The 19,722-nt window shown below is 71.7% G+C and carries 17 protein-coding genes; 3 read left to right on the top strand and 14 right to left on the bottom strand.

The genetic code is table 11. From position 1 onward, the window contains the following. Nucleotides 1–129: 129 nt before the first annotated feature. Nucleotides 130–1,818, top strand: a complete 1,689-nt coding sequence (locus ACGFNU_RS12675; RefSeq protein ID WP_392592903.1) for an MFS transporter — start codon at nt 130–132, stop codon at nt 1,816–1,818. Here the strand turns inward: ACGFNU_RS12675 and ACGFNU_RS12670 are convergent. Beyond that, entirely contained in the window at nt 1,782–3,305 is a 1,524-nt protein-coding gene (locus ACGFNU_RS12670) for a DHA2 family efflux MFS transporter permease subunit (protein WP_392592901.1), read from the bottom strand. The two genes, ACGFNU_RS12675 and ACGFNU_RS12670, sit on opposite strands and share 37 nt — an antisense overlap. Before the next feature lie 95 nt (nt 3,306–3,400). Here ACGFNU_RS12670 and ACGFNU_RS12665 point away from each other — a divergent pair, with 95 nt between their 5' ends. Both ACGFNU_RS12665 and ACGFNU_RS12660 read left to right on the top strand, forming a co-directional pair. After that, nucleotides 3,401–4,036 (top strand): TetR/AcrR family transcriptional regulator, encoded by a 636-nt coding sequence (locus ACGFNU_RS12665; protein ID WP_392592900.1) that lies wholly within the window; start codon nt 3,401–3,403, stop codon nt 4,034–4,036. After that, entirely contained in the window at nt 4,033–4,518 is a 486-nt protein-coding gene (locus ACGFNU_RS12660) for a hypothetical protein (RefSeq protein ID WP_392592898.1), read from the top strand. Before ACGFNU_RS12665 ends, ACGFNU_RS12660 begins: the two co-directional genes overlap by 4 nt. A gap of 220 nt (nt 4,519–4,738) precedes the next feature. Here ACGFNU_RS12660 and metK read toward each other — a convergent pair whose 3' ends face one another. From metK to pyrR, 13 genes are all read right to left on the bottom strand, one after another. After that, nucleotides 4,739–5,941, bottom strand: coding sequence for a methionine adenosyltransferase (metK, locus tag ACGFNU_RS12655; RefSeq protein ID WP_392592896.1), 1,203 nt, complete (start codon nt 5,939–5,941; stop codon nt 4,739–4,741). Between the two features lie 159 nt (nt 5,942–6,100). Next, on the bottom strand, nt 6,101–7,306 hold the full coding sequence (gene coaBC / locus ACGFNU_RS12650; RefSeq protein ID WP_392592894.1) for a bifunctional phosphopantothenoylcysteine decarboxylase/phosphopantothenate--cysteine ligase CoaBC: 1,206 nt from the start codon (nt 7,304–7,306) through the stop codon (nt 6,101–6,103). A 138-nt stretch (nt 7,307–7,444) separates the two neighbouring features. Then, a complete protein-coding gene (gene rpoZ, locus ACGFNU_RS12645) occupies nt 7,445–7,699 on the bottom strand; it encodes a DNA-directed RNA polymerase subunit omega (RefSeq protein ID WP_151566392.1) in 255 nt (84 codons plus the stop codon). A 21-nt stretch (nt 7,700–7,720) separates the two neighbouring features. Further along, a complete protein-coding gene (gmk, locus tag ACGFNU_RS12640; protein WP_392592892.1) occupies nt 7,721–8,350 on the bottom strand; it encodes a guanylate kinase in 630 nt (209 codons plus the stop codon). A gap of 62 nt (nt 8,351–8,412) precedes the next feature. Next, nucleotides 8,413–8,736 carry an integration host factor, actinobacterial type gene (gene mihF, locus ACGFNU_RS12635; protein ID WP_151566390.1) on the bottom strand — a complete coding sequence of 108 codons (324 nt, stop codon included), beginning with the start codon at nt 8,734–8,736 and terminating at the stop codon, nt 8,413–8,415. A 603-nt stretch (nt 8,737–9,339) separates the two neighbouring features. Further along, nucleotides 9,340–10,038, bottom strand: coding sequence for an orotidine-5'-phosphate decarboxylase (gene pyrF, locus ACGFNU_RS12630; RefSeq protein WP_392592890.1), 699 nt, complete (start codon nt 10,036–10,038; stop codon nt 9,340–9,342). Then, a complete protein-coding gene (locus ACGFNU_RS12625) occupies nt 10,035–11,027 on the bottom strand; it encodes a dihydroorotate dehydrogenase (RefSeq protein ID WP_392592888.1) in 993 nt (330 codons plus the stop codon). The genes pyrF and ACGFNU_RS12625 overlap by 4 nt, the downstream gene beginning before the upstream one ends. Nucleotides 11,028–11,076: 49 nt before the next feature. Further along, nucleotides 11,077–11,955 carry a dihydroorotate dehydrogenase electron transfer subunit gene (locus ACGFNU_RS12620; RefSeq protein WP_392592887.1) on the bottom strand — a complete coding sequence of 293 codons (879 nt, stop codon included), beginning with the start codon at nt 11,953–11,955 and terminating at the stop codon, nt 11,077–11,079. A gap of 61 nt (nt 11,956–12,016) precedes the next feature. Then, nucleotides 12,017–15,346, bottom strand: a complete 3,330-nt coding sequence (gene carB, locus ACGFNU_RS12615; protein WP_392592885.1) for a carbamoyl-phosphate synthase large subunit — start codon at nt 15,344–15,346, stop codon at nt 12,017–12,019. Beyond that, complete coding sequence (gene carA / locus ACGFNU_RS12610) at nt 15,346–16,449, bottom strand: glutamine-hydrolyzing carbamoyl-phosphate synthase small subunit (protein WP_392592883.1); 1,104 nt, start codon at nt 16,447–16,449, stop codon at nt 15,346–15,348. The genes carB and carA overlap by 1 nt, the downstream gene beginning before the upstream one ends. A 14-nt stretch (nt 16,450–16,463) precedes the next feature. Further along, nucleotides 16,464–17,753, bottom strand: a complete 1,290-nt coding sequence (locus ACGFNU_RS12605; protein ID WP_392592882.1) for a dihydroorotase — start codon at nt 17,751–17,753, stop codon at nt 16,464–16,466. Nucleotides 17,754–17,868: 115 nt separating this feature from the next. Further along, a complete protein-coding gene (locus ACGFNU_RS12600) occupies nt 17,869–18,810 on the bottom strand; it encodes an aspartate carbamoyltransferase catalytic subunit (RefSeq protein WP_392592880.1) in 942 nt (313 codons plus the stop codon). Further along, nucleotides 18,807–19,421, bottom strand: a complete 615-nt coding sequence (pyrR, locus tag ACGFNU_RS12595; protein WP_392593516.1) for a bifunctional pyr operon transcriptional regulator/uracil phosphoribosyltransferase PyrR — start codon at nt 19,419–19,421, stop codon at nt 18,807–18,809. The genes ACGFNU_RS12600 and pyrR overlap by 4 nt, the downstream gene beginning before the upstream one ends. Nucleotides 19,422–19,722 lie beyond the last annotated feature (301 nt).

Here is a 19,722-nt window from a genome sequence, read left to right as displayed (position 1 = left end):
CGGTCCGTGCTCGCCCATGGCTCTTCCGGGCCGCCCCGCGGGCGCCCGGTTTGAACTACCACCAAGTTGACGGGATCATTGCCCGATGCCGCCGGTCCCCCAGATGTCCTTCCGACCCGTCCCGGCTCCGTGACGACCGCGGAGACCCCGGAGAGGGTCGAGGGCGCAGTCCTCACCGTGCCGCAGCCGCGGCGCGTCCGCCTGCCGTCCCCGCCGGGCGGCGGGCACCGCTGGCGCGAGCGGCTCGACCCGCGCCGCCCGGTGATGGCCGCCACGCTGACGGCCGGGATCCTGCACCTGCTGTGGGGCTTCTACGTGGCCAACAACGGCGGCGACCTCGCCGCGCAGGCCGCGTGGACGACGTTCGCCCGCCAGCATCCGGAGGCCTCGTACAACCTGGCCTGGTACGGCGGCATGCACCCGGCCTCCTACAGCGTGCTCTCCCCCTACCTCATGGGCTGGTTCGGGATCCGCACGGTCGCCGTGGTCACCGGCACGCTGTCGGCCACTCTGACGGCGATGCTGCTGGTGCGGTTCAAGGCCCCGGTGGCGACGGCGGCGGCGATGTGGGCCGCGTTCGCCATCTCGTGCAACTCGGCGTCCGGGCGGGTGACCTTCGGGCTCGGCCTGCTGTTCGCCCTGGCCGCGGTGTTCCCGGCCTTCTCGCCGCGCGGCACCCCGCCGCTGCGGGCGGCCGGGATGTTGCTCCTCGGCGTGCTGGCCACCCTCGCGAGCCCCGTCGCCGGGCTGTTCGTCCTGGTGCTGGCGGCGGCGCTCTTCCTGACCGGACGGCGTCGGGCCGGGCTCATGCTCGCCCTGGGGCCGCCGCTGGTCGTGGCGGCGACGTCGGCGCTGTTCCCCTTCTACGGCAAGCAGCCGATCTCCACGACCGCCATCGTCCTTCCCACGCTCGCCAGCGTGGTCGCGGTGACGCTCTGCGCGCCGCGCTCCTGGCGGGTCGTGCGCGTCGGCGCGGGCGTCTACCTCCTCGGAATCCTCCTGACCTGGGCGATCCCGTCCCCGATCGGCAGCAACGTCGAACGGCTCGCGCTGATGTTCGGCGGCATGTTCCTGATCATCGCGGTGGCGCGCGCCACCGGCCGGCTCCGCCTGGCCGTGCTGTCGGTGGCCTTCTTGGTCACCGCCGGCTGGCAGGTGGTCAAGCCGGTCGACGACATCATCCACACCCGCCCGGCCGGGGCGACCGCCCGGTACTCCACGGGGCTGATCACCGCGCTCAAGGGGCTCGGCGCGGCCCAGGGCCGGATCGAGGTCGTCCCGCTGCGCTCCCACTGGGAGGCGTACGGGCTCAGCCGGCACTTCATCCTCGCCCGCGGCTGGAACCGCCAGGTCGACGCCCACCGCAACGAGCTCTTCTACGACGAGACCCTTTTCAACGCCACCAGCTACCGCGATTGGCTGCGCACGTGGGCCGTGCAGTACGTCGTCCTGCCGGAACGTGAGGTCGACTGGGCCGCCCGGCGTGAGGCGGCCCTCGTCCGCAGCGGCCAGCCGTATCTGAGCGAGGTCTGGCGGGACCGGCACTGGCGCGTCTACCGGGTCGCCGATCCCAAGCCGCTCGCCGACGCCCCCGCCACGGTCGAGCGGATCAGCCCCGACCGCATGGTGGTGAAGGTTCCCGGCAAGAGCTCGGTGCTGCTGCGCATCTCCTGGTCGCCCTGGCTGAGCGTGCACGGGCCGGGGAAGGGCTGCCTGGCCCGCGCCGGTGACTTCGTCCGGCTCGACGCCCCCGGCCCCGGCCGCTACCACGTGGGCGCCCGCTACGAGCTGCCCCGCGGCACCCCCTGCCCCGGCTGATCCGCCCGATCCGACTGATCGGGCGATAGGGCGAGCGGCTCCGGCTCCGGCTGCGCGGCGCGGCGGCGGCGTTCGGTGACCATGAGCACGACGGCCGGCAGGACGGCCACCGCGGTCACCGCCAGCACCCAGCCGAAGGCGCCGCCGAACGCGTCGGCCTGCCGGGCGGGCGCCGTCCCCGCGCCGTCGAGCCCCTGCTGGAGCGCGACCGCGAAGATGGCGGTGCCGACCGAGGCGCCGACCCGCTGGAGCACCGTGAGCTGCGGGCTCGCGTCGGCGATCTGGGCCGGGGAGAGCGCCTGGAACGCCGCGGTCATCGGCGGCATCGCCGACAGGCCGATGCCGATGCCCCGGCCGACCATGGCCAGGGCCAGCAGGGGGTACGAGACGTCCTCGGTGACGAGCACGTACGGCACGGTGGTGACCACGGCGACCAGCCCGCCGAGGAGCGAGGTCAGGCCGGCGCCCAGCCGTTCGGTGATCCGGCCGGACGCCCACATCGCCGCCGCGGCGCCCAGCCCCTGCGGCGCGACGAGGAGACCTGTGGCGACCGCGTCCTCATGCCGGACGGTCTGGAAGTAGAGCGGCAGCAGGATCATCCCGCCGAACATCGCGGCGCTGAGGGTGAACGAGGCGAGCGAGGCCGCGGCGAACCCCGCGTTGCGGAAGAGCCGCACGTCCAGCAGCGGCCGTCGCACCCGCAGGGAGCGCAGCACGAAGAGCGCGAGCAGCACGGCGCCGCCCCCTGCCCAGACCGCGCCCGCCAAGGCGCCGCCCGGCTCGCCGGCCTCGGCCAGGCCGTAGGTGAGGCCGACGGTGCCGGCCGCGGCCAGCGCCAGACCCGGCACGTCCAGTGGCCCTGCCTTCTCGCCCGCCCCGTCGGACGGCAGCATGCGCCACGCCAGCCAGGTCGCGACGATCCCGACCGGCACGTTCACCAGGAAGATCCACTCCCAGGAGGCGTGCTCCAGCAGCAGCCCGCCCAGGGTCGGCCCCACCACCGGCGCCATGATCATCGGCAGGCCGAGGACGGCCATCACCCGGGGGAGCCGGTCCGGCCCGGCCGCGCGCACCAGGATGATCTGGCCCACGGGCATCATGAGGCCGCCCGCCAGCCCCTGCAGCACCCGGAACGCGATCAGCTGCGCCGGATCCTGCGCCAGGCCGCACAGCAACGACGCCACCGTGAACGTCGCGGTGGCGGCGACGACGAGCCGCCGCGCCCCGGCCCGGCGGGCGAGCCAGCCGCTCACCGGGATCACCAGGCCCATGGCGAGGGTGTAGGCGGTGACGACCCACTGGACGCCGGCGAGCGTGGTGTCCAGCTCGGCCGAGAGCGTGTGCAACGCGATGTTGACGATCGTCGAGTCGAGCATCACCAGGACGCCGCCGAGCACGAGGGCGGCGATCACACGGCGCAGTTCGGGACTGAAGCGGGCGGGCGGCGGCATGGCCGCCGCGACGGCCTCGGCATGGATCCGGGTCATGGCGGCAAGCATTTATCCATCTAGACAATTCTGTCAACCGTCTGGACAATCAACTCGCTTGTCTCTACGGTCGAGGAGCGATCTAGACTGGCCGCATGGCGGAGAAGACCACCTCGAAACGCTGGCGCGCCCCGGCGCCCGAGGAACGGCAGCGCGACGCCGAACGCACCCAGGCGGCCCTGCTCGACGCCGCGGTGACCGAGTTCGCGGCCAAGGGCTACGCCGGCGCCAGGGTCCAGGACATCGCCGACCGGGCGGGCGTCAACAAGCACCTCATCAGCTACTACTTCGGCGGCAAGGAGGGCCTCTACCGCGAGATGCAGCGCTGCTGGCTGGAGAGCGAGAAGTCCTTCGCCGGCCTCGATGTCCCCCTGTGCGAGGTGGCGGTGCGCTATCTGCGGCGCGGCTTGGCCGACCCTCGTCCGCCCCGCCTGATGCTCTGGCGCGGCCTGGAGGACGACGACATCGAATCGGCGCCGGTCGACACGTCCATCGGTGACGATCTCGCCCACATCCGGCAACGCCAGGAGCGCGGCGAACTGCCCGCCGACCTCGACCCGGCGGCCGTGCGGCTGGCGCTGCAGGGCATGGCCATGGCCCCCATGATGATGCCGCACCTCGCCCGCGAGGCGTTCGGCATCGACCCCCGCACTCCGGAGTTCGAGGAACGCTACAGCGAACAGCTGCGCCTGATGATCGGCCTCATCAGCGGCAAGCCGCCCACGGAATGACACCCGAGAGCATCCGGCAGGCGGTCAGCCGCGGACAGCACGCGGTCTTCACCGTCCCCGACCCGTTCGCCGCCGTGTCCCGGTTGAAGCCGTCACTCGCAGCCGAAGACATCGACGTCTTCGTCTCGGGCGCCTCGACCATCACCGCGATGCGGCTCGTGAGCCGCGAGGAGGCCGGTCGCGCCCGCGCCGAGCTCGACGCCCTCATGGCCGACTTCCGCCGCCTCGCCCGGCAACTGGCCGCAAGCGAGCCCGATCCCGAGTCGTGGCACGCCGATCCGCACGGCGAACACTGCAGGTTCGAGAACGTGGCGACCGGCGTGGTGGTCGAGGTGAACGTCGAGCACCCGGACGCCCTCGACCCGTACTTCCTGCTCGAATACGCCGAGACGTCCGGCGGCTATCCAGGCGTCATGGCCGCCTGCGTTCACGGCTACCACGACATGCGCCGGCTCCTCCAGCTCGCCGGGCACGCACTCTGATGCTGCCAACAGCAAAGGCCCCGAGCAATCCTCGGGGCCTTTGCGCAGCGAGACCAGCCGTCCGACCGCTGCAAGCGAACCGTCACGCGGGCGCGCCACCTGAGCTGGAGCGAGCCGCCAGGCGAAGCTTCACGCGAAGATCGCGAAGCGATGCCGCGCCCGCACGCTTCTCGGTTCGAGAGGCGAGCCGCCAGGCGAGCCCCTCGAGGCCGAGGAGCAGTTAACGCGCCGCCTGGGCGAGGGCCTCGGCGCGGTCGGTGCGCTCCCAGGAGAAGTCCGGCTCGGGACGGCCGAAGTGGCCGTACGCGGCGGTCTGGGAGTAGATCGGGCGGAGCAGGTCCAGGTCGCGGACGATGGCGGCCGGACGAAGGTCGAAGACCTGCTGCACGGCTTCCGTGATCTTGTCGACCGGGAGCTTCTCGGTGCCGAAGGTCTCCACGAACACGCCGACCGGGTGGGCCTTGCCGATCGCGTAGGCGACCTGCACCTCGGCGCGGTCGGCCAGCTGCGCGGCGACGATGTTCTTGGCGACCCAGCGCATGGCGTAGGCGGCGGACCGGTCGACCTTGGACGGGTCCTTGCCGGAGAACGCGCCGCCGCCGTGCCGGGCCATGCCGCCGTAGGTGTCAACGATGATCTTGCGGCCGGTGAGGCCGGCGTCGCCCATCGGGCCGCCGATCTCGAAGCGGCCGGTCGGGTTGACCAGCAGCCGGTAGTCGCTCGTGTCGAGCTCGAACTGGGCGAGCACGGGGTCGACCACGTGCTCCTTGATGTCGGGGGTCAGCAGCTCCTTGAGATCGATGTCGGGAGCGTGCTGGCTGGAGACCACGACGGTGTCGAGGCGCAGCGCCCGGTCGCCGTCGTACTCGATGGTGACCTGGGTCTTGCCGTCGGGCCGCAGGTAGGGCACCTGGCCGGACTTGCGGACCGCCGACAGCCGGTGCGCCAGCTTGTGCGCGATGGTGATCGGCAGCGGCATGAGATCGGGCGTCTCGTTGGTCGCGTAGCCGAACATCAGGCCCTGGTCGCCGGCGCCCTGGCGGTCGAGGTCGTCGCCCTGCTTGTCGCGGTCCTCGCCCTCGCGGGTCTCGTAGGCGTCGTCGACGCCCTGCGCGATGTCGGGCGACTGCGCGCCGATGGACACCGACACGCCGCAGGAGTGGCCGTCGAAGCCCTTCTTGGACGAGTCGTAGCCGATCTCGAGGATCTTCTCCCGGATGACACCGGGAATGTCCACGTAGGTCTCGGTGGTCACCTCGCCGGCCACGTGCACCTGGCCGGTGGTGATCATGGTCTCGACGGCGACCCGGCTCGCGGGGTCGTCCTTGAGCATCGAATCGAGGATCGCGTCACTGATCTGGTCCGCGATCTTGTCCGGATGCCCTTCGGTCACGGACTCGGAGGTGAAGAGGCGACGAGACACGTACGTGAACTCCTATGCAGCGGCTGCTGACTGAAATTGTCGCAGAGGCGGACGGACTTGTGGCGGGCGGCAGGCCACCGCCGTTCTTATGGGCTTGTCGGCGAAGTTTATCGGGCCCCGCTGGAGGGCTGCTCAATCCTCACCGAAGTGGTATGTATATCACTCGAGACGCGCGGCGACGAGATCCCATACGACGTCTGCCAGGGCTTCCTTCGCTCCGCGCGGCACTTCGGTGGATTCGCCGTCCGCCGCCAGAATGGTGGCGGCGTTGTCGGCCTGGCCGAAGGTGAGGCCGTCCCCCACCTGGTTGACGACGAGCAGGTCACAGCCCTTGCGGGCGAGCTTCTCGCGCCCGTTGGCGAGCACGTCGTCGGTCTCGGCCGCGAAGCCGACGATCACCTGGCCGGCCCGCCGGCGTTGGCCTAGCTCGGCCAGAATGTCGGCGTTCTTGGACAGGTGGATCGGCTCGGGTTCGGCGCCCGGCGTCTTCTTGATCTTCGAGCCCTGGTAGCCGGCGGGCCGGAAGTCGGCCACCGCGGCGGCCATCACCACCGCGTCGGCGCCGTCGGCGGCCTCCAGGACCGCCTTGCGCATCTCCTCCGCCGATCCCACCGGGACGATGTCGGCCCCGGCCGGATCCGCCAGTGCCACGTTGGCGGCCACCAGGGTGACCCTGGCCCCGCGCGCCACGGCCGTACGGGCCAGCGCGTAACCCTGAAGCCCCGACGAGCGGTTGCCGATGAAGCGGACCGGGTCGATGGGCTCACGCGTGCCCCCGGCAGAGACCACCACGTGCCGCCCGGCCAGATCCTGCTCCGCACCACCACGCGCCAGCACGCGCCGCGCCACCTCGAACAACTCGGCGGGATCGGGCAGCCGCCCCTTGCCGGTGTCCTTGCCGGTCAGCCGCCCGGAGGCGGGCTCGACCACGACGGCGCCCCGGGCCCGCAGCGTCGCCACGTTCGCCTGGATGGCGGGGTGCTCCCACATCTCGGTGTGCATCGCGGGCGCGAACACGACCGGGCACCGCGCCGTCAGCAGCGTGTTGGTGAGCAGGTCGTCGGCGAGGCCGTGCGCGGCCTTGGCGAGCATGTCGGCCGTCGCCGGGGCGACGAAGACGAGATCGGCCTCCTGCCCCAGCCGCACATGCGGAACCTCGTCGACCCCGTTCCACACCTCGGTGCTCACGGGGTTGCCCGACAGCGCCGCCCAGGTGGGTTCGCCGACGAAGCGCAGCGCGTCCCGCGTGGGCACGACACGGACGTCATGCCCCGACTCGGTGAGACGCCGCAGCAGCTCGCACACCTTGTAAGCGGCGATCCCCGCGCTGACGCCAAGCACAACACGCGGCTTACGTGAGGTCATGTTCGATGGTTCCCAAGAGCCCGGCGACCCCCGTACGGGGATCCATCGGGGGTTCCAGGGGTCGCCCCCCTGGGCAGACATGAGGGTTGGCGAGTGCCGGAGAAGGTGCTCTAGGCACCGACCACACTCGTCCCCCCGCTAACCCTCGATGGGCTCGGCGTTGAGGAGGCCTTCGCGCGTCTCGCGGAGGGCGATCGACAGCGGCTTCTCCTGGACCTGGGTCTCGACGAGCGGGCCGACGTACTCCAGCAGGCCCTCGCCCAGCTGGGCGTAGTAGGCGTTGATCTGCCGCGCGCGCTTGGCCGCGATGCTCACGAGGCCGTACTTGGTGTCGACGACCTCGAGGAGCTCGTCGATCGACGGGTTGGTGATGCCTTCGGTGCTGGCTGCCACACCGTCGCCTTCCACTAGTGGTTATTCAACGGACATCAACGTTACCAGCTCATGACACACGTCCCCGACGGCCGTGTTGATCAGGGTGAGGTCGAACTCCTTCTCGGCCGCCAGCTCGACGCGGGCCGCCTCCAGGCGGCGTTCGATCACCTCGGGGGGCTCGGTGCCGCGGCCGACGAGGCGGCGCACCAGCTCCTCCCAGGACGGGGGCGCGAGGAAGACCAGCAGGGCCTCCGGCATGCTCTGCCGGACCTGCCGGGCCCCCTGAAGGTCGATCTCCAGGAGGACGGCCTCGCCGCGTTCGAGCCGTTCGAGCACGGGCCGCCGCGGCGTGCCGTAGCGGTTGCCCGCGAACTCGGCCCACTCGAGCAGTTCCCCTCCGGCGACGAGCCGGTCGAAACCGGCGTCGTCGACGAAGAAGTACTGCACGCCGTGGGTCTCACCCGGCCGGGGGGGCCGGGTGGTCACCGAGACCGACAGCCACACCCGCGGGTGTGCTCGCCGGATCTCGGCGACGACCGTGCTCTTGCCGACGCCTGACGGGCCGGAGAGGACCGTCAGCCGCCGTACAAGCCGATCTTGCGAATGGGAGCCGTCCGGCACAGGAATGGGTGCGCCGGAGCTGGACGGGATGGGGCCGGAGGCGGGCATGCCCATGGGTATACCCGAGCCGGCCGCGGCGTCCGAACCGCCGCGCCCGTCCGCGAGTCGCATCAGCGGTTGCCGCCGCCGAACTCACGCTCCAGGGAGGCGCGCTGGTTGGCACCGAGGCCGCGCACGCGGCGCGACTCGGCGATCCCCAGACGCTCCATGATCTGCTTCGCACGCACCTTGCCCACACCGGGCAGGGATTCGAGGAGGGCCGACACCTTCATCTTTCCGATGACGTCGTCGGTCTGCCCCTCCTTGAGGACCTCGGCAAGCGAGGTTCCCCCGTGCTTGAGCTTGTTCTTCACCTCGGCCCGCTCCTTGCGAGCCTTGGCAGCCTTCTCAAGGGCTGCGGCGCGCTGTTCGGGGGTTAGGGGCGGAAGAGCCACGCCGGGTCACCTCAGGTTTCCACTCGACGGAGTCGGACGGGTTGGGAAACTAGCGAGTTCAGACCCCATAAGGCAACGTGAAGTGCCGTTTAGCACGCCACAAAATCGCGAAAATCACTCCTTGGAGTGTCCTGAATACGGACTGTGGGCAACTCGGGCCCTTCAACCGCGAACCCCCTGCCATCCTGGGGCTTTCGCAAGATCGCAAAAAACCACCCACCAAGGCCCTAACGGTGTCACCCGGCACCTCCAGCAGGCCCCGCCCCCGGACACCCTCCGTGATCCCCATCACATTCCCGTCACTGCACCGGGATCGAACCCCATTTGACCCAATGTGTCCATTTCCCGGCAATGCGAGTCAAGAGCGGGCCATGTGCCTCAGCCCGCACGCGAGTGCGCTAACGGGTCGTGGAGCCAGCCGAAGGCGAGGCTTCACGAGAGATCGCGAAGCGATGTCGCGCTCGCCGCTTGCGGTTCGGGGGTGAGCCGCCAGGCGAGGACCCGAGGCCGCGAAGCTCGCAAACACAGTCGCGCTCGCCGCTTTGCGGTTCGGGGGTGAGCCGCCAGGCGAGGACCCGAGGCCGCGAAAGCCATCAACACCGCTCAGGTCGTCGAGACGCGGCGGAGGGCCGCGGCGATTCCCGCGGCGGCGGCGCCGGGGTCGGGGGCGCCGGTGATGGGGCGGCCGATCACGAGGAGGTCGGCGCCGGCGGCCAGCGCGTCCTCGGGGGTGGCCACGCGCGCCTGGTCCTGTGTGGCGGCCCCCGCGGGCCGTACGCCCGGGGTGATGAGCGTGATGCCGGGACCGACCTCTGCACGGACCGCAGCGGCCTCCTGAGGCGAGCAGACGAGCGCTTGGGCACCCGCGTCCACCGCGAGGGCCGCGAGGCGGCGTACGGCGTCTGAGGCCGGTCCGGCGACGCCGAGGTCGGCGAGGTCGGCGTCGCGGAGCGAGGTGAGCACCGTGACGGCGGCGATCCTGGTGGCCGGGGCGGCCTCCACGGCGGCGCGGATCATCGCCCGGCCGCCCGTCGCGTGGACGGTCAGGAAGGCCGGCTTGAGGCGCGCCACGGCGCGGGTGGCGCCGGCGACGGTGGCCGGGATGTCGTGGAGCTTGAGGTCCAGGAAGACCTGGACGCGGCTGGCGCCGCGGACGCTCGCCACGACGTCGGGGCCGTAGCGCAGGTAGAGCTCCAGGCCGACCTTGACGGTGCTGACGTGCGGGGTGACGAGGCTGGCCCAGCGCGCGGCCGTCTCCAGGTCGGGAGCGTCCAGGGCGACGGCGATGGGGGCAGGATTCACGGAAGCCTCTCCTTCAGCTCTCCCGGCTCGTCGACCTTCGGTTCGGGACGGACCTGGGGCGGTACGTATCCAGCGGGTTTGTGGGCGAGGCCGACGGCGTCGGCGAGGCTCATACGGCGCGCCGCGAGGGCGTCCTCCAGCTCGCGCAGGACGCGCGGGCCGGCGGACGGATCGTGGAACAGCGTCGTGCCGACCGCCACGGCCGACGCCCCCGCGAGGACGAACTCCAGCGCGTCGAGGCCGGTCGCGATCCCGCCCACACCGATGATCGGCGTGGTGGGGAGGGCGGCGTGCACCTGGTAGACGCAGCGGAGCGCGATGGGGCGGACGGCCGGGCCCGAGAGCCCGCCCGACACGCCGGTGAGCGCGGGGCGCAGGGTCTGAGCGTCGATGGCCATGCCCTCGATGGTGTTGATGAGGGTCAGGCCGTCGGCGCCCGCGTCGGCGCAGGCCAGCGCGATGGTGACGATGTCGGTGACGTCCGGGGCCAGCTTGGCCAGGACGGGGACGCGGGCGTTGGACTTGACGGCCCGGACGACGGCGGCCGCCGCCGTGGGGTGCCAGGCGAACATGCGTCCGCGGTCCTCGACGTTGGGGCACGCGACGTTCACCTCGATCGCCGCGATGCCCGGCTCGTTGCGGAGGCGCCCGGCGAGTTCGGCGAACTCCTCCACGCTGTTGCCGGCCACTGAGACGATGACGCGCGCGTCCTGTTCCCGCAGCCAGGGCAGGTCGCGTTCGAGGAACGACTCGATGCCGGGACCGGGCAGGCCCATGGCGGTGAGCAGGCCGCTGGGCGTCTCGGCCATGCGCGGGGTGGGCCGCCCCGCCCGCGGTTGCGGCATGACGGAGGTCGTGACGAACGCGCCGAGCTTGGCCAGGTCGAAGAACTGCGCGAGCTCGCGGCCCGAGCCGCCGCACCCGGCGGCCGTCATCACGGGGTTGGGCAGCTCCAGGGAGCCGAGTGCCGTCCTCGTGCGTGTGCTCATCGGTCCACTCCGCTCACCGGCGCGCGGCCGCCTTCCCGCGACCGCGCGCTCACTTGGGGCCTCCGCTCAGCGCGCGCGGCGCGCCCAGCGCGTCGAACGGGATCGTGCCGAGATCGTTCCAGCGGACCCGGTCGCCGCGCAGCACCGGGCCGTCGGCGCAGGCCCGCACCATGCGGGTCACGCCGTCCTCCCCGTGGATGGGCAGCACGCAGGTCATGCAGACCCCGATGCCGCAGGCGCCGGTCTCCTGGAGGAACTCCTCCACCGAGACCTGGGAGGGCAGCCCGTGTTCGGCGGCGATGCCGGTGACGGTGCGCAGGAGGCGGGTGGGGCCGCAGGCGTAGACCACGTCGGCGCCCGTCTCCTGGATGACCCTGGGCAGGACGTCGCGGACGGTGCCGCTCTCGCCGAGCGAGCCGTCCTCGGTGGTGATGACGGCACTGTCGCCGATGCGCTGCGCCATCCGCGAGCCGAACACCTGCCGGGCGGCCGGGCCGCCGAGCACGAAGTGCACCTGGCAGCCGCGCCGGTGCAGCGTGTCGGCGAGCGCGAACAGCGCCGCGCCGCCGGGGCCGCCGCCGATCAGCAGGCAGCTGACCGGGTCGCGCGGGAGCCGGAACGGGCGGCCGAGGGGCCCGACGAGGTCCACCTGGTCACGGGCCCGGCGGCCGGCCAGCCACGCGGTGCCGGGGTCGCGGTCGGCGAATACGACCTCGACGGTGCCGCCGTAGTCGGACTTCACCTCGTACACCCCGAAACAGCGCCGGACCAGCCGGCTGGTGTGCTCGCCGCCCACCGCGAGCGCGACGAACTGCCCTGGCCGGAACCGCTCGGCGATCGCCGGGGCCACCAGCGTCATCGCGTGGTAGTCCTGCACCTGGCGGACCGTCAGAACGGTTGCCGACGTCTGCACCGGTGTGTCGGACACCCATCTCCCTCTCGTCGTGTGCGGCCGGGGCCGCCCCGCCAGGGGACGGCCCCTGCCGAGATCACCCCCGGCCGTGCGCGCCCCGCAGCCGTTCGGCGTGCTCCTGGAGCGAGCGCACGCCGACCTGGCCGCCCGCGACGGCCTCGATGCCCTGCACCGCGGCCGCGAGGCCCTGGACGGTGGTCACGCACGGCACGCCGCGCAGCACCGCGGCGGTCCGGATCTCGTAACCGTCGAGACGGGGCCCCGACTGGCCGGGGCTTCCGAAGGGAGTATTGACGATGAGGTCCACCTCGCCGTCGAGGACGCGCCGCACGATCGTGGGCTCGCCGCCGGATCCGGGGCCTTCGCTGTGCTTGCGCACGATCTTGGCACGGACCCCGTTGCGGCGCAGGACCTCGGCGGTCCCCTCGGTGGCGAGGATCTCGAACCCCAGGTCGGCGAGCCGCTTCACCGGGAAGATCATGTGCCGCTTGTCCCGGTTGGCGACCGACACGAACGCCCGGCCCTTGGTCGGCAGCGCGCCGTACGCGGCCTGCTGCGACTTGGCGTAGGCGGTGCCGAAGACCTCGTCGATGCCCATGACCTCGCCGGTCGAGCGCATCTCCGGGCCGAGCACGGTGTCGACGCCCTGGCCCTGGGCGTTGCGGAACCGGTCGAACGGGAGCACCGCCTCCTTGACCGCGATCGGCGCGTCCAGCGGCAGCGAGCCGCCGTCACCGGCCTCGGGCAGCAGCCCCTCGCCGCGCAGCTGGGAGATCGTGGCGCCCATCATGACGCGGGCGGCCGCCTTGGCCAGCGGCACCGCGGTCGCCTTGGAGACGAACGGGATGGTCCGGGAGGCGCGCGGGTTGGCCTCCAGCACGTAGAGCACGCCCGCCGACAGCGCGTACTGCACGTTCATCAGGCCGCGCACTCCGATGCCGCGCGCGAGCGCCTCGGTGGACTCGCGGATGCGCCGGATGTCGTCGTGGCCGAGGGTGATCGGCGGCAGCGCGCACGCCGAGTCGCCGGAGTGGATGCCGGCCTCCTCGATGTGCTCCATGACGCCGCCGAGGTAGAGCTCCTCGCCGTCGAACAGCGCGTCGACGTCGATCTCGATGGCCTCGTCCAGGAACCGGTCGACCAGCACCGGGTGCTCGGGGCTGGCGTCGGTCGCCTTGGCCATGTACGTCGACAGCGTGGCGTCGTCGTAGACGATCTCCATGCCGCGGCCGCCCAGCACGTACGAGGGCCGCACCAGGACCGGGTAGCCGATCTCGTCGGCGATCTCGCGCGCCTCCTCGAACGAGGTGGCGGTGCCGTGCTTGGGCGCGGCGAGCCCGGCGCGGTGCAGGACGCGGCCGAACGCGCCGCGCTCCTCGGCGAGGTGGATGCTCTCGGGCGAGGTGCCGACGATCGGCACGCCCGCGTCCTTGAGCTTCTGCGCCAGGCCGAGCGGCGTCTGCCCGCCGAGCTGGACGATCACGCCCGCGACCTCGCCGGACTTCTGCTCGGCGTGCACGACCTCCAGGACGTCCTCCAGCGTGAGCGGCTCGAAGTAGAGCCGGTCGGAGGTGTCGTAGTCGGTCGAGACGGTCTCGGGGTTGCAGTTGACCATGACGGTCTCGTAGCCCGCGTCGGCCAGCGTGAACGAGGCGTGCACGCAGCTGTAGTCGAACTCGACGCCCTGGCCGATGCGGTTGGGCCCGGACCCGAGGATGATCACCTTGGGCTTCTCGCCCGGCGGCACCTCGGTCTCGATGTCGTATGCCGAGTACAGGTACGGGGTCTGCGCCGCGAATTCGGCCGCGCACGTGTCGACGGTCAGGTAGACCGGCCGGATGCCGAGGGCGTGCCTCAGCTCGCGGACGACCTCCTCCGACAGCCCGCGCAGCTGCCCGATCTGCGCGTCGGAGAAGCCGTGCCGCTTGGCGCGCAGGATCTTGTCCTTGGTGAGCGCGTCCTCGGCGGTGCGGATCTCGTCGGCGATCTCGTTGATCCCGGCGATCTGGTCGAGGAACCAGGGGTCGATGCCCGTGGCCTCGTACAGCCGCTGGATCGAGGCGCCCGCGTGCAGCGCCTGCTGCACCTTGCGGAGCCGCCCGTCGTGCGGCCGCCTGGTCTCGTCGATGAGCGCGTCGAGGCCGGTGACCGGCTCCGCCCACGAGAAGGCCGAGCCCTTCTGCTCCAGCGAGCGCAGCGCCTTCTGCAGGGCCTCGGTGAAGTTGCGGCCGATGGCCATGGCCTCGCCCACGGACTTCATGTGGGTGGTGAGGGTGCCGTCGGCGCCGGGGAACTTCTCGAACGCGAACCGCGGGACCTTGACCACGATGTAGTCGAGGCTCGGCTCGAAGCTCGCCGGGGTCTCGCGGGTGATGTCGTTCGGGATCTCGTCGAGCGTGTAGCCGACCGCCAGCCGTGCCGCGATCTTGGCGATCGGGAAGCCGGTGGCCTTGGACGCCAGCGCCGACGACCGCGACACCCGCGGGTTCATCTCGATGACGATCATGCGGCCGGTGCCCGGGTGCACGGCGAACTGGATGTTGCAGCCGCCGGTGTCGACGCCGACCTCGCGGATGACCGCGATCGCCACGTCCCGCATGTTCTGGTACTCGCGGTCGGTGAGCGTCAGCGCGGGCGCCACGGTGATCGAGTCGCCGGTGTGCACGCCCATCGGGTCGAGGTTCTCGATCGAGCAGACGATCACGACGTTGTCGTGCCTGTCACGCATGACCTCCAGCTCGTACTCCTTCCAGCCGAGGATCGACTCCTCCAGGAGCACCTCGCTGGTCGGGGACGCGTCGAGGCCGGCGCCGGCGATGCGGCGCAGGTCGTCCTCGGTGTGCGCGAAGCCGGAGCCGGCGCCGCCCATGGTGAACGAGGGCCGCACGACCAGCGGGTAGCCGAGCTCGCCCGCGGCCGCCATGACCTCGTCCATGGTGTGGCAGATGATCGAGCGCGCGGACTCGGCGTTCAGGCCCTGCTCGCGCGCGACCTTGGCGACGACCTCCTTGAAACGCTCGCGGTTCTCCCCCGCCTGGATGGCGTCGACGTCGGCGCCGATCAGCTCGACGCCGTACCGCTCCAGCGCGCCGCTCTCGAACAGCGCGATGGCGGTGTTGAGCGCGGTCTGACCGCCCAGCGTCGGCAGCAGCGCGTCCGGGCGCTCCTTGGCGATGATCTTCTCGACGACCTCGGGGGTGATCGGCTCGACGTAGGTGGCGTCGGCGAACTCCGGGTCGGTCATGATCGTCGCCGGGTTGCTGTTGACCAGCACGACCCGCAGGCCCTCGGCCTTGAGCACCCGGCACGCCTGCGTCCCGGAGTAGTCGAACTCGCAGGCCTGGCCGATGACGATCGGGCCGGACCCGATGACCAGGACGGATTTCAGATCTTCGCGGCGCGGCATTACCTCGGCCCTTCCATGATCTGGCAGAACTGGTCGAAGAGGCCGGTCGCGTCGTGCGGACCCGCCGCGGCTTCCGGGTGGTACTGGACGCTGAACGCCGGGCGGTCGAGGAGCCGCAGGCCCTCCACGCAGTCGTCGTTCAGGTTGACGTGGCTGACCTCGGCGCGGCCGTAGTCGGTGTCGAACGGGCCGTCGGTCGGCGCGTCGACGGCGAAGCCGTGGTTGTGCGCGGAGACGTCGACCTTGCCGGTGCGCTTGTCCTGCACGGGCTGGTTGACGCCGCGGTGGCCGAACCGCAGCTTGTACGTGCCGAGGCCGAGCGCGCGCCCGAAGATCTGGTTGCCGAAGCAGATGCCGAAGAACGGCTTGCCCGCGTCGAGGACCCCGCGCAGCGCCTCGACCTGGTGATCGGCGGCGGCCGGGTCGCCGGGTCCGTTGCTGAAGAACACCCCGTCGGGGTCGATCGACAGGATGTCGGCGGCCGTCACGGTCGCGGGCAGCACGTGCACCTCGCAGCCGCGCTCGGCCATCCGGTGGGGGGTCATCGACTTGATGCCCAGGTCGACCGCCGCCACGGTGAAGCGCTTCTCGCCGATGGCAGGGACGACGTACGGCTCGGTCGTGGCGACCTCGGCGGCCAGGTCGGCGCCCTCCATCTTGGGCGACGCGAGCACCCTGTCCAGGAGCTCGCTCTCGGCGGCCTCGGCCGCCCCGCCGCTGAAGATTCCGGCGCGCATGGCGCCGCGGTCGCGCAGGTGGCGGGTGAGCGCGCGCGTGCCGGGCATCGCGATGCCCACCACACCCTGGTCGCGCAGCGCCGAGCCCAGCGAGCCCGTGGCCCGCCAGTTGGACGCGACGCGGGCGGGCTCGCGCACCACATAACCGGCCACCTGGATGCGGCGCGACTCCGGGTCTTCGGTGTTGACGCCGGTGTTGCCGATGTGCGGAGCGGTCATCGCCACGATCTGACGGGCGTACGAGGGATCGGTGAGCGTCTCCTGATAACCGGTCATGCCGGTGTTGAAGACCATCTCGCCGAAGGTCTCTCCCTCAGCCCCGTACGCGACGCCGTGGAAGACCCTTCCGTCTTCAAGGACGAGCAAGGCGGGAGCTTGGGTCACTGAAGTTTCCCTTCGAGCACGGTCGCGCGGCCTCGCAGGAACGTGGCGACGACCCTGCCAGGCAGCTCCAGCCCCTCGAACGGGGTGTTGCGGCTCTTGGAGGTCATGGCCGACGGGTCCACGGCGCGGCGCGGCGACGGGTCGTACAGCGTGATGTTGGCCGGCGAGCCGGCCTCCAGCGGACGACCTTGGCCGCTGAGGCGCCCGATGCGGGCGGGACGGTAGGACATGCGGTCGGCGACCCCGGCCCAGTCGAGCAGGTCGGTCTCCACCATGGCCTCCTGGACGACCGGCAGCGCGGTCTCCAGGCCGATCATGCCCATGGCCGCCACGGCCCACTCGGTCTCCTTGGCCTCGACCGGGTGCGGCGCGTGGTCGGTGGCGACGCAGTCGATGGTGCCGTCGGCGAGGGCGTGCCGGAGCGCGGTGACGTCGTCGGCGGTGCGCAGCGGCGGGTTGACCTTGAAGATCGGGTCGTAGGTCTCGGCCTTGGCGTCGTTCAGCAGCAGGTGGTGCGGCGTGACCTCGGCGGTGACCTGGACGCCCTTGCTCTTGGCCCACCGGATCAGCTCGACCGAGCCCGCGGTGGAGACGTGGCAGACGTGCAGGCGCGAGCCGACGTGCTCGGCGAGCAGCACGTCGCGGGCGATGATGGCCTCCTCGGCGACGGCGGGCCAGCCGCGCATGCCGAGGGCCGCCGACATGACGCCCTCGTTCATCTGCGCGCCCTCGGTGAGCCGCGGCTCCTGGGCGTGCTGGGCGACGACGCCGTCGAACGCCTTCACGTACTCCAGCGCGCGCCGCATGATGACCGCGTCCGACACGCAGTGGCCGTCGTCGGAGAACACGCGGACCCGTGCGGCCGAGTCGGCCATCGCGCCGAGCTCGGCGAGCTGCTCGCCCGCGATGCCGCGGGTCACGGCGCCGACGGGCTGCACGTCGCAGTAGCCGGCCTCGCGGCCGAGACGCCAGACCTGCTCGACGACGCCGGCGGTGTCGGCGACCGGGTCGGTGTTGGCCATGGCGTGCACGGCGGTGAACCCGCCCATCGCGGCGGCCCGGGTGCCGGAGTCGACCGTCTCGGCGTCCTCGCGGCCCGGCTCCCGCAGGTGGGTGTGCAGGTCGACCAGCCCGGGCAGCGCGATCAGGCCGTCGGCCTCCACGACCTCGACGCCCGTCGCGTCGAGACCCGTGCCGACCCCGGCGATCTCGCCGCCGCGGATCAGGATGTCGGCGGGCTCCCCGCCCAGCACCCGCGCGTTCTTGATGATGTACGTGTGGCTCACGCCGTGCTCCCCACTTGCCCAGGGGCGCCCTTCAGGCGCCGCCTTCCCTCGTCGCTCGTGCCTCGCCCCTCAGTCGAGGCGGCAGTCCAGGCGGCGCCGCGCCCCTGCGCGGCGCTCATTCCTGGACCTCCATGCCGATGGCGGGCTCCGAGCCGCCCAGCAACAGGTAGAGCACGGCCATGCGGGCGCTGACGCCGTTGGCGACCTGCTCGACGATGGTGGAACGGACGGAGTCGGCCACCTCGGCGGCGATCTCGACGCCGCGGTTCATCGGGCCGGGGTGCATGACGATGGCGTGTTCGGGCAGGGCGGCCATGCGCGGGGCGTCCAGGCCGTACCGCCGGCTGTACTCGCGCACGGTCGGGAAGTACGAGGCGTTCATGCGCTCGTGCTGGACGCGCAGCATCATGACGACGTCGCTCTTGGGGAGCACCGCGTCGAGGTCGTAGGACACCTCGCACGGCCAGGTGCCGACCGCGACCGGGAAGAGCGTCGGCGGCGCGACCAGCGTGACCTCGGCGCCGAGGGTCGTGAGCAGCAGCGTGTTGGACCGTGCCACCCGGCTGTGCAGGATGTCGCCGACGATCGTGATCCGGCGTCCGTCCAGGCTGCCGAGGCGCTTGCGCATCGTGAACGCGTCGAGCAGCGCCTGCGTCGGGTGCTCGTGCGTGCCGTCGCCGGCGTTGATCACGCTGCCCCGGACCCAGTTGGCCAGCCGGTGCGGCGCGCCGGAGGCCATGTGCCGGATGACGACGCCGTCGGCGCCCATGGCCTCCAGCGTCAGCGCGGTGTCCTTCAGGCTCTCGCCCTTGGAGACGCTGGAGCCCTTGGCGGAGAAGTTGATCACATCCGCCGACAGCCGCTTGGCGGCAGCCTCGAACGAGATGCGGGTGCGGGTGGAGTCCTCGAAGAAGAGGTTGACGACGGTGCGGCCGCGCAGCGTCGGCAGCTTCTTGATGGAGCGTTCGGCCACCTGGGCCAGCTCCTGCGCCGTGTCGAGGACGAGCAGCGCGTCGTCCCTGGTCAGGTCCGCGGCGGAGATGAGATGGCGCTTCACTTCGCGCTTCCTCCCTTCATGACCGCTCCCTGGGCCGGGCCGAGGAGGACGGCGTCGCGCGCGTCGTTCTCGGCCAGCAGCACCTTCACGGTCTCGCGCATCGACGTGGGCAGGTTCTTGCCGACGTAGTCGGCGCGGATCGGCAGCTGGCGATGGCCGCGGTCGACGAGGACGGCGAGCTGGACGGCGCGCGGGCGGCCCAGGTCGCCCAGCGCGTCGAGGGCGGCGCGCACGGTCCGGCCCGAGAACAGCACGTCGTCGACCAGGACCACGATGCGGTCGTCGACGCCGGCGGCGGGCAGCTCGGTGCGGCCGAGGGCCCGGGCGGGCTTCATGCGCAGGTCGTCGCGGTACATCGTCACGTCGAGCGAGCCCCAGGGGACGGGGCGGCCCTCGACCTCGCGCAGCAGCGCGGCGAGCCGCTCGGCGAGCGTGACGCCGCGGGTCTGGATGCCGAGGAGGACGACGTCGTCGCCGCCCTTGGTCCGTTCGAGGATCTCGTGTGCGATCCGGGTGAGCGCGCGGCGGATGTCAGGCCCTTCCAGAACGGCCTTGTGACCGTCTGCCACGCGCGCCCCGGCCGGTTCTTCCGGCCGGAAGGCAGCATTCACCACCGAAACCTCCTTTCCCGCCTCACAGGACGGGTCTTAAAGGACGCCTTGTCCCCCTCACCGTAGCAGTCATGCCTGTTCGGCCAGTACCCGGCACGGTGGCGTCTTGCCTGGTGAGAGGGGTCACACTCGGCCGCCCGGAGGGCCGCCGCGCGGGCCGGTGAAACGCCTGGCCCGCCACCCCTGCGGGGCTTCGCGCCGATCCGGACGGCCCGGATCGAGACCTGCGGATTCGACCCCTTTTTTCCAATCAGCTTGACCTAGAGCCGTCACCGTTTTACCGTCACTGTCCGTAACCATC

The organism is Spirillospora sp. NPDC048911 (assembly GCF_043198015.1).
Taxonomy (GTDB): domain Bacteria; phylum Actinomycetota; class Actinomycetes; order Streptosporangiales; family Streptosporangiaceae; genus Spirillospora.
The sequence above is the reverse complement of the archived record's forward strand: the minus strand, read 5'-3'. Positions and strand labels throughout refer to the sequence as shown.

What these genes read in the sequence shown, in the direction of transcription:
- ACGFNU_RS12670 (WP_392592901.1), bottom strand. Translation starts at nt 3,305, where the DNA reads ATGACCCGGATCCATGCCGAGGCCGTCGCGGCGGCCATGCCGCCGCCC.
- ACGFNU_RS12665 (WP_392592900.1), top strand. Translation starts at nt 3,401, where the DNA reads ATGGCGGAGAAGACCACCTCGAAACGCTGGCGCGCCCCGGCGCCCGAG.
- ACGFNU_RS12660 (WP_392592898.1), top strand. Translation starts at nt 4,033, where the DNA reads ATGACACCCGAGAGCATCCGGCAGGCGGTCAGCCGCGGACAGCACGCG.
- coaBC (WP_392592894.1), bottom strand. Translation starts at nt 7,306, where the DNA reads ATGACCTCACGTAAGCCGCGTGTTGTGCTTGGCGTCAGCGCGGGGATC.
- gmk (WP_392592892.1), bottom strand. Translation starts at nt 8,350, where the DNA reads ATGCCCGCCTCCGGCCCCATCCCGTCCAGCTCCGGCGCACCCATTCCT.
- ACGFNU_RS12625 (WP_392592888.1), bottom strand. Translation starts at nt 11,027, where the DNA reads ATGAGCACACGCACGAGGACGGCACTCGGCTCCCTGGAGCTGCCCAAC.
- carB (WP_392592885.1), bottom strand. Translation starts at nt 15,346, where the DNA reads ATGCCGCGCCGCGAAGATCTGAAATCCGTCCTGGTCATCGGGTCCGGC.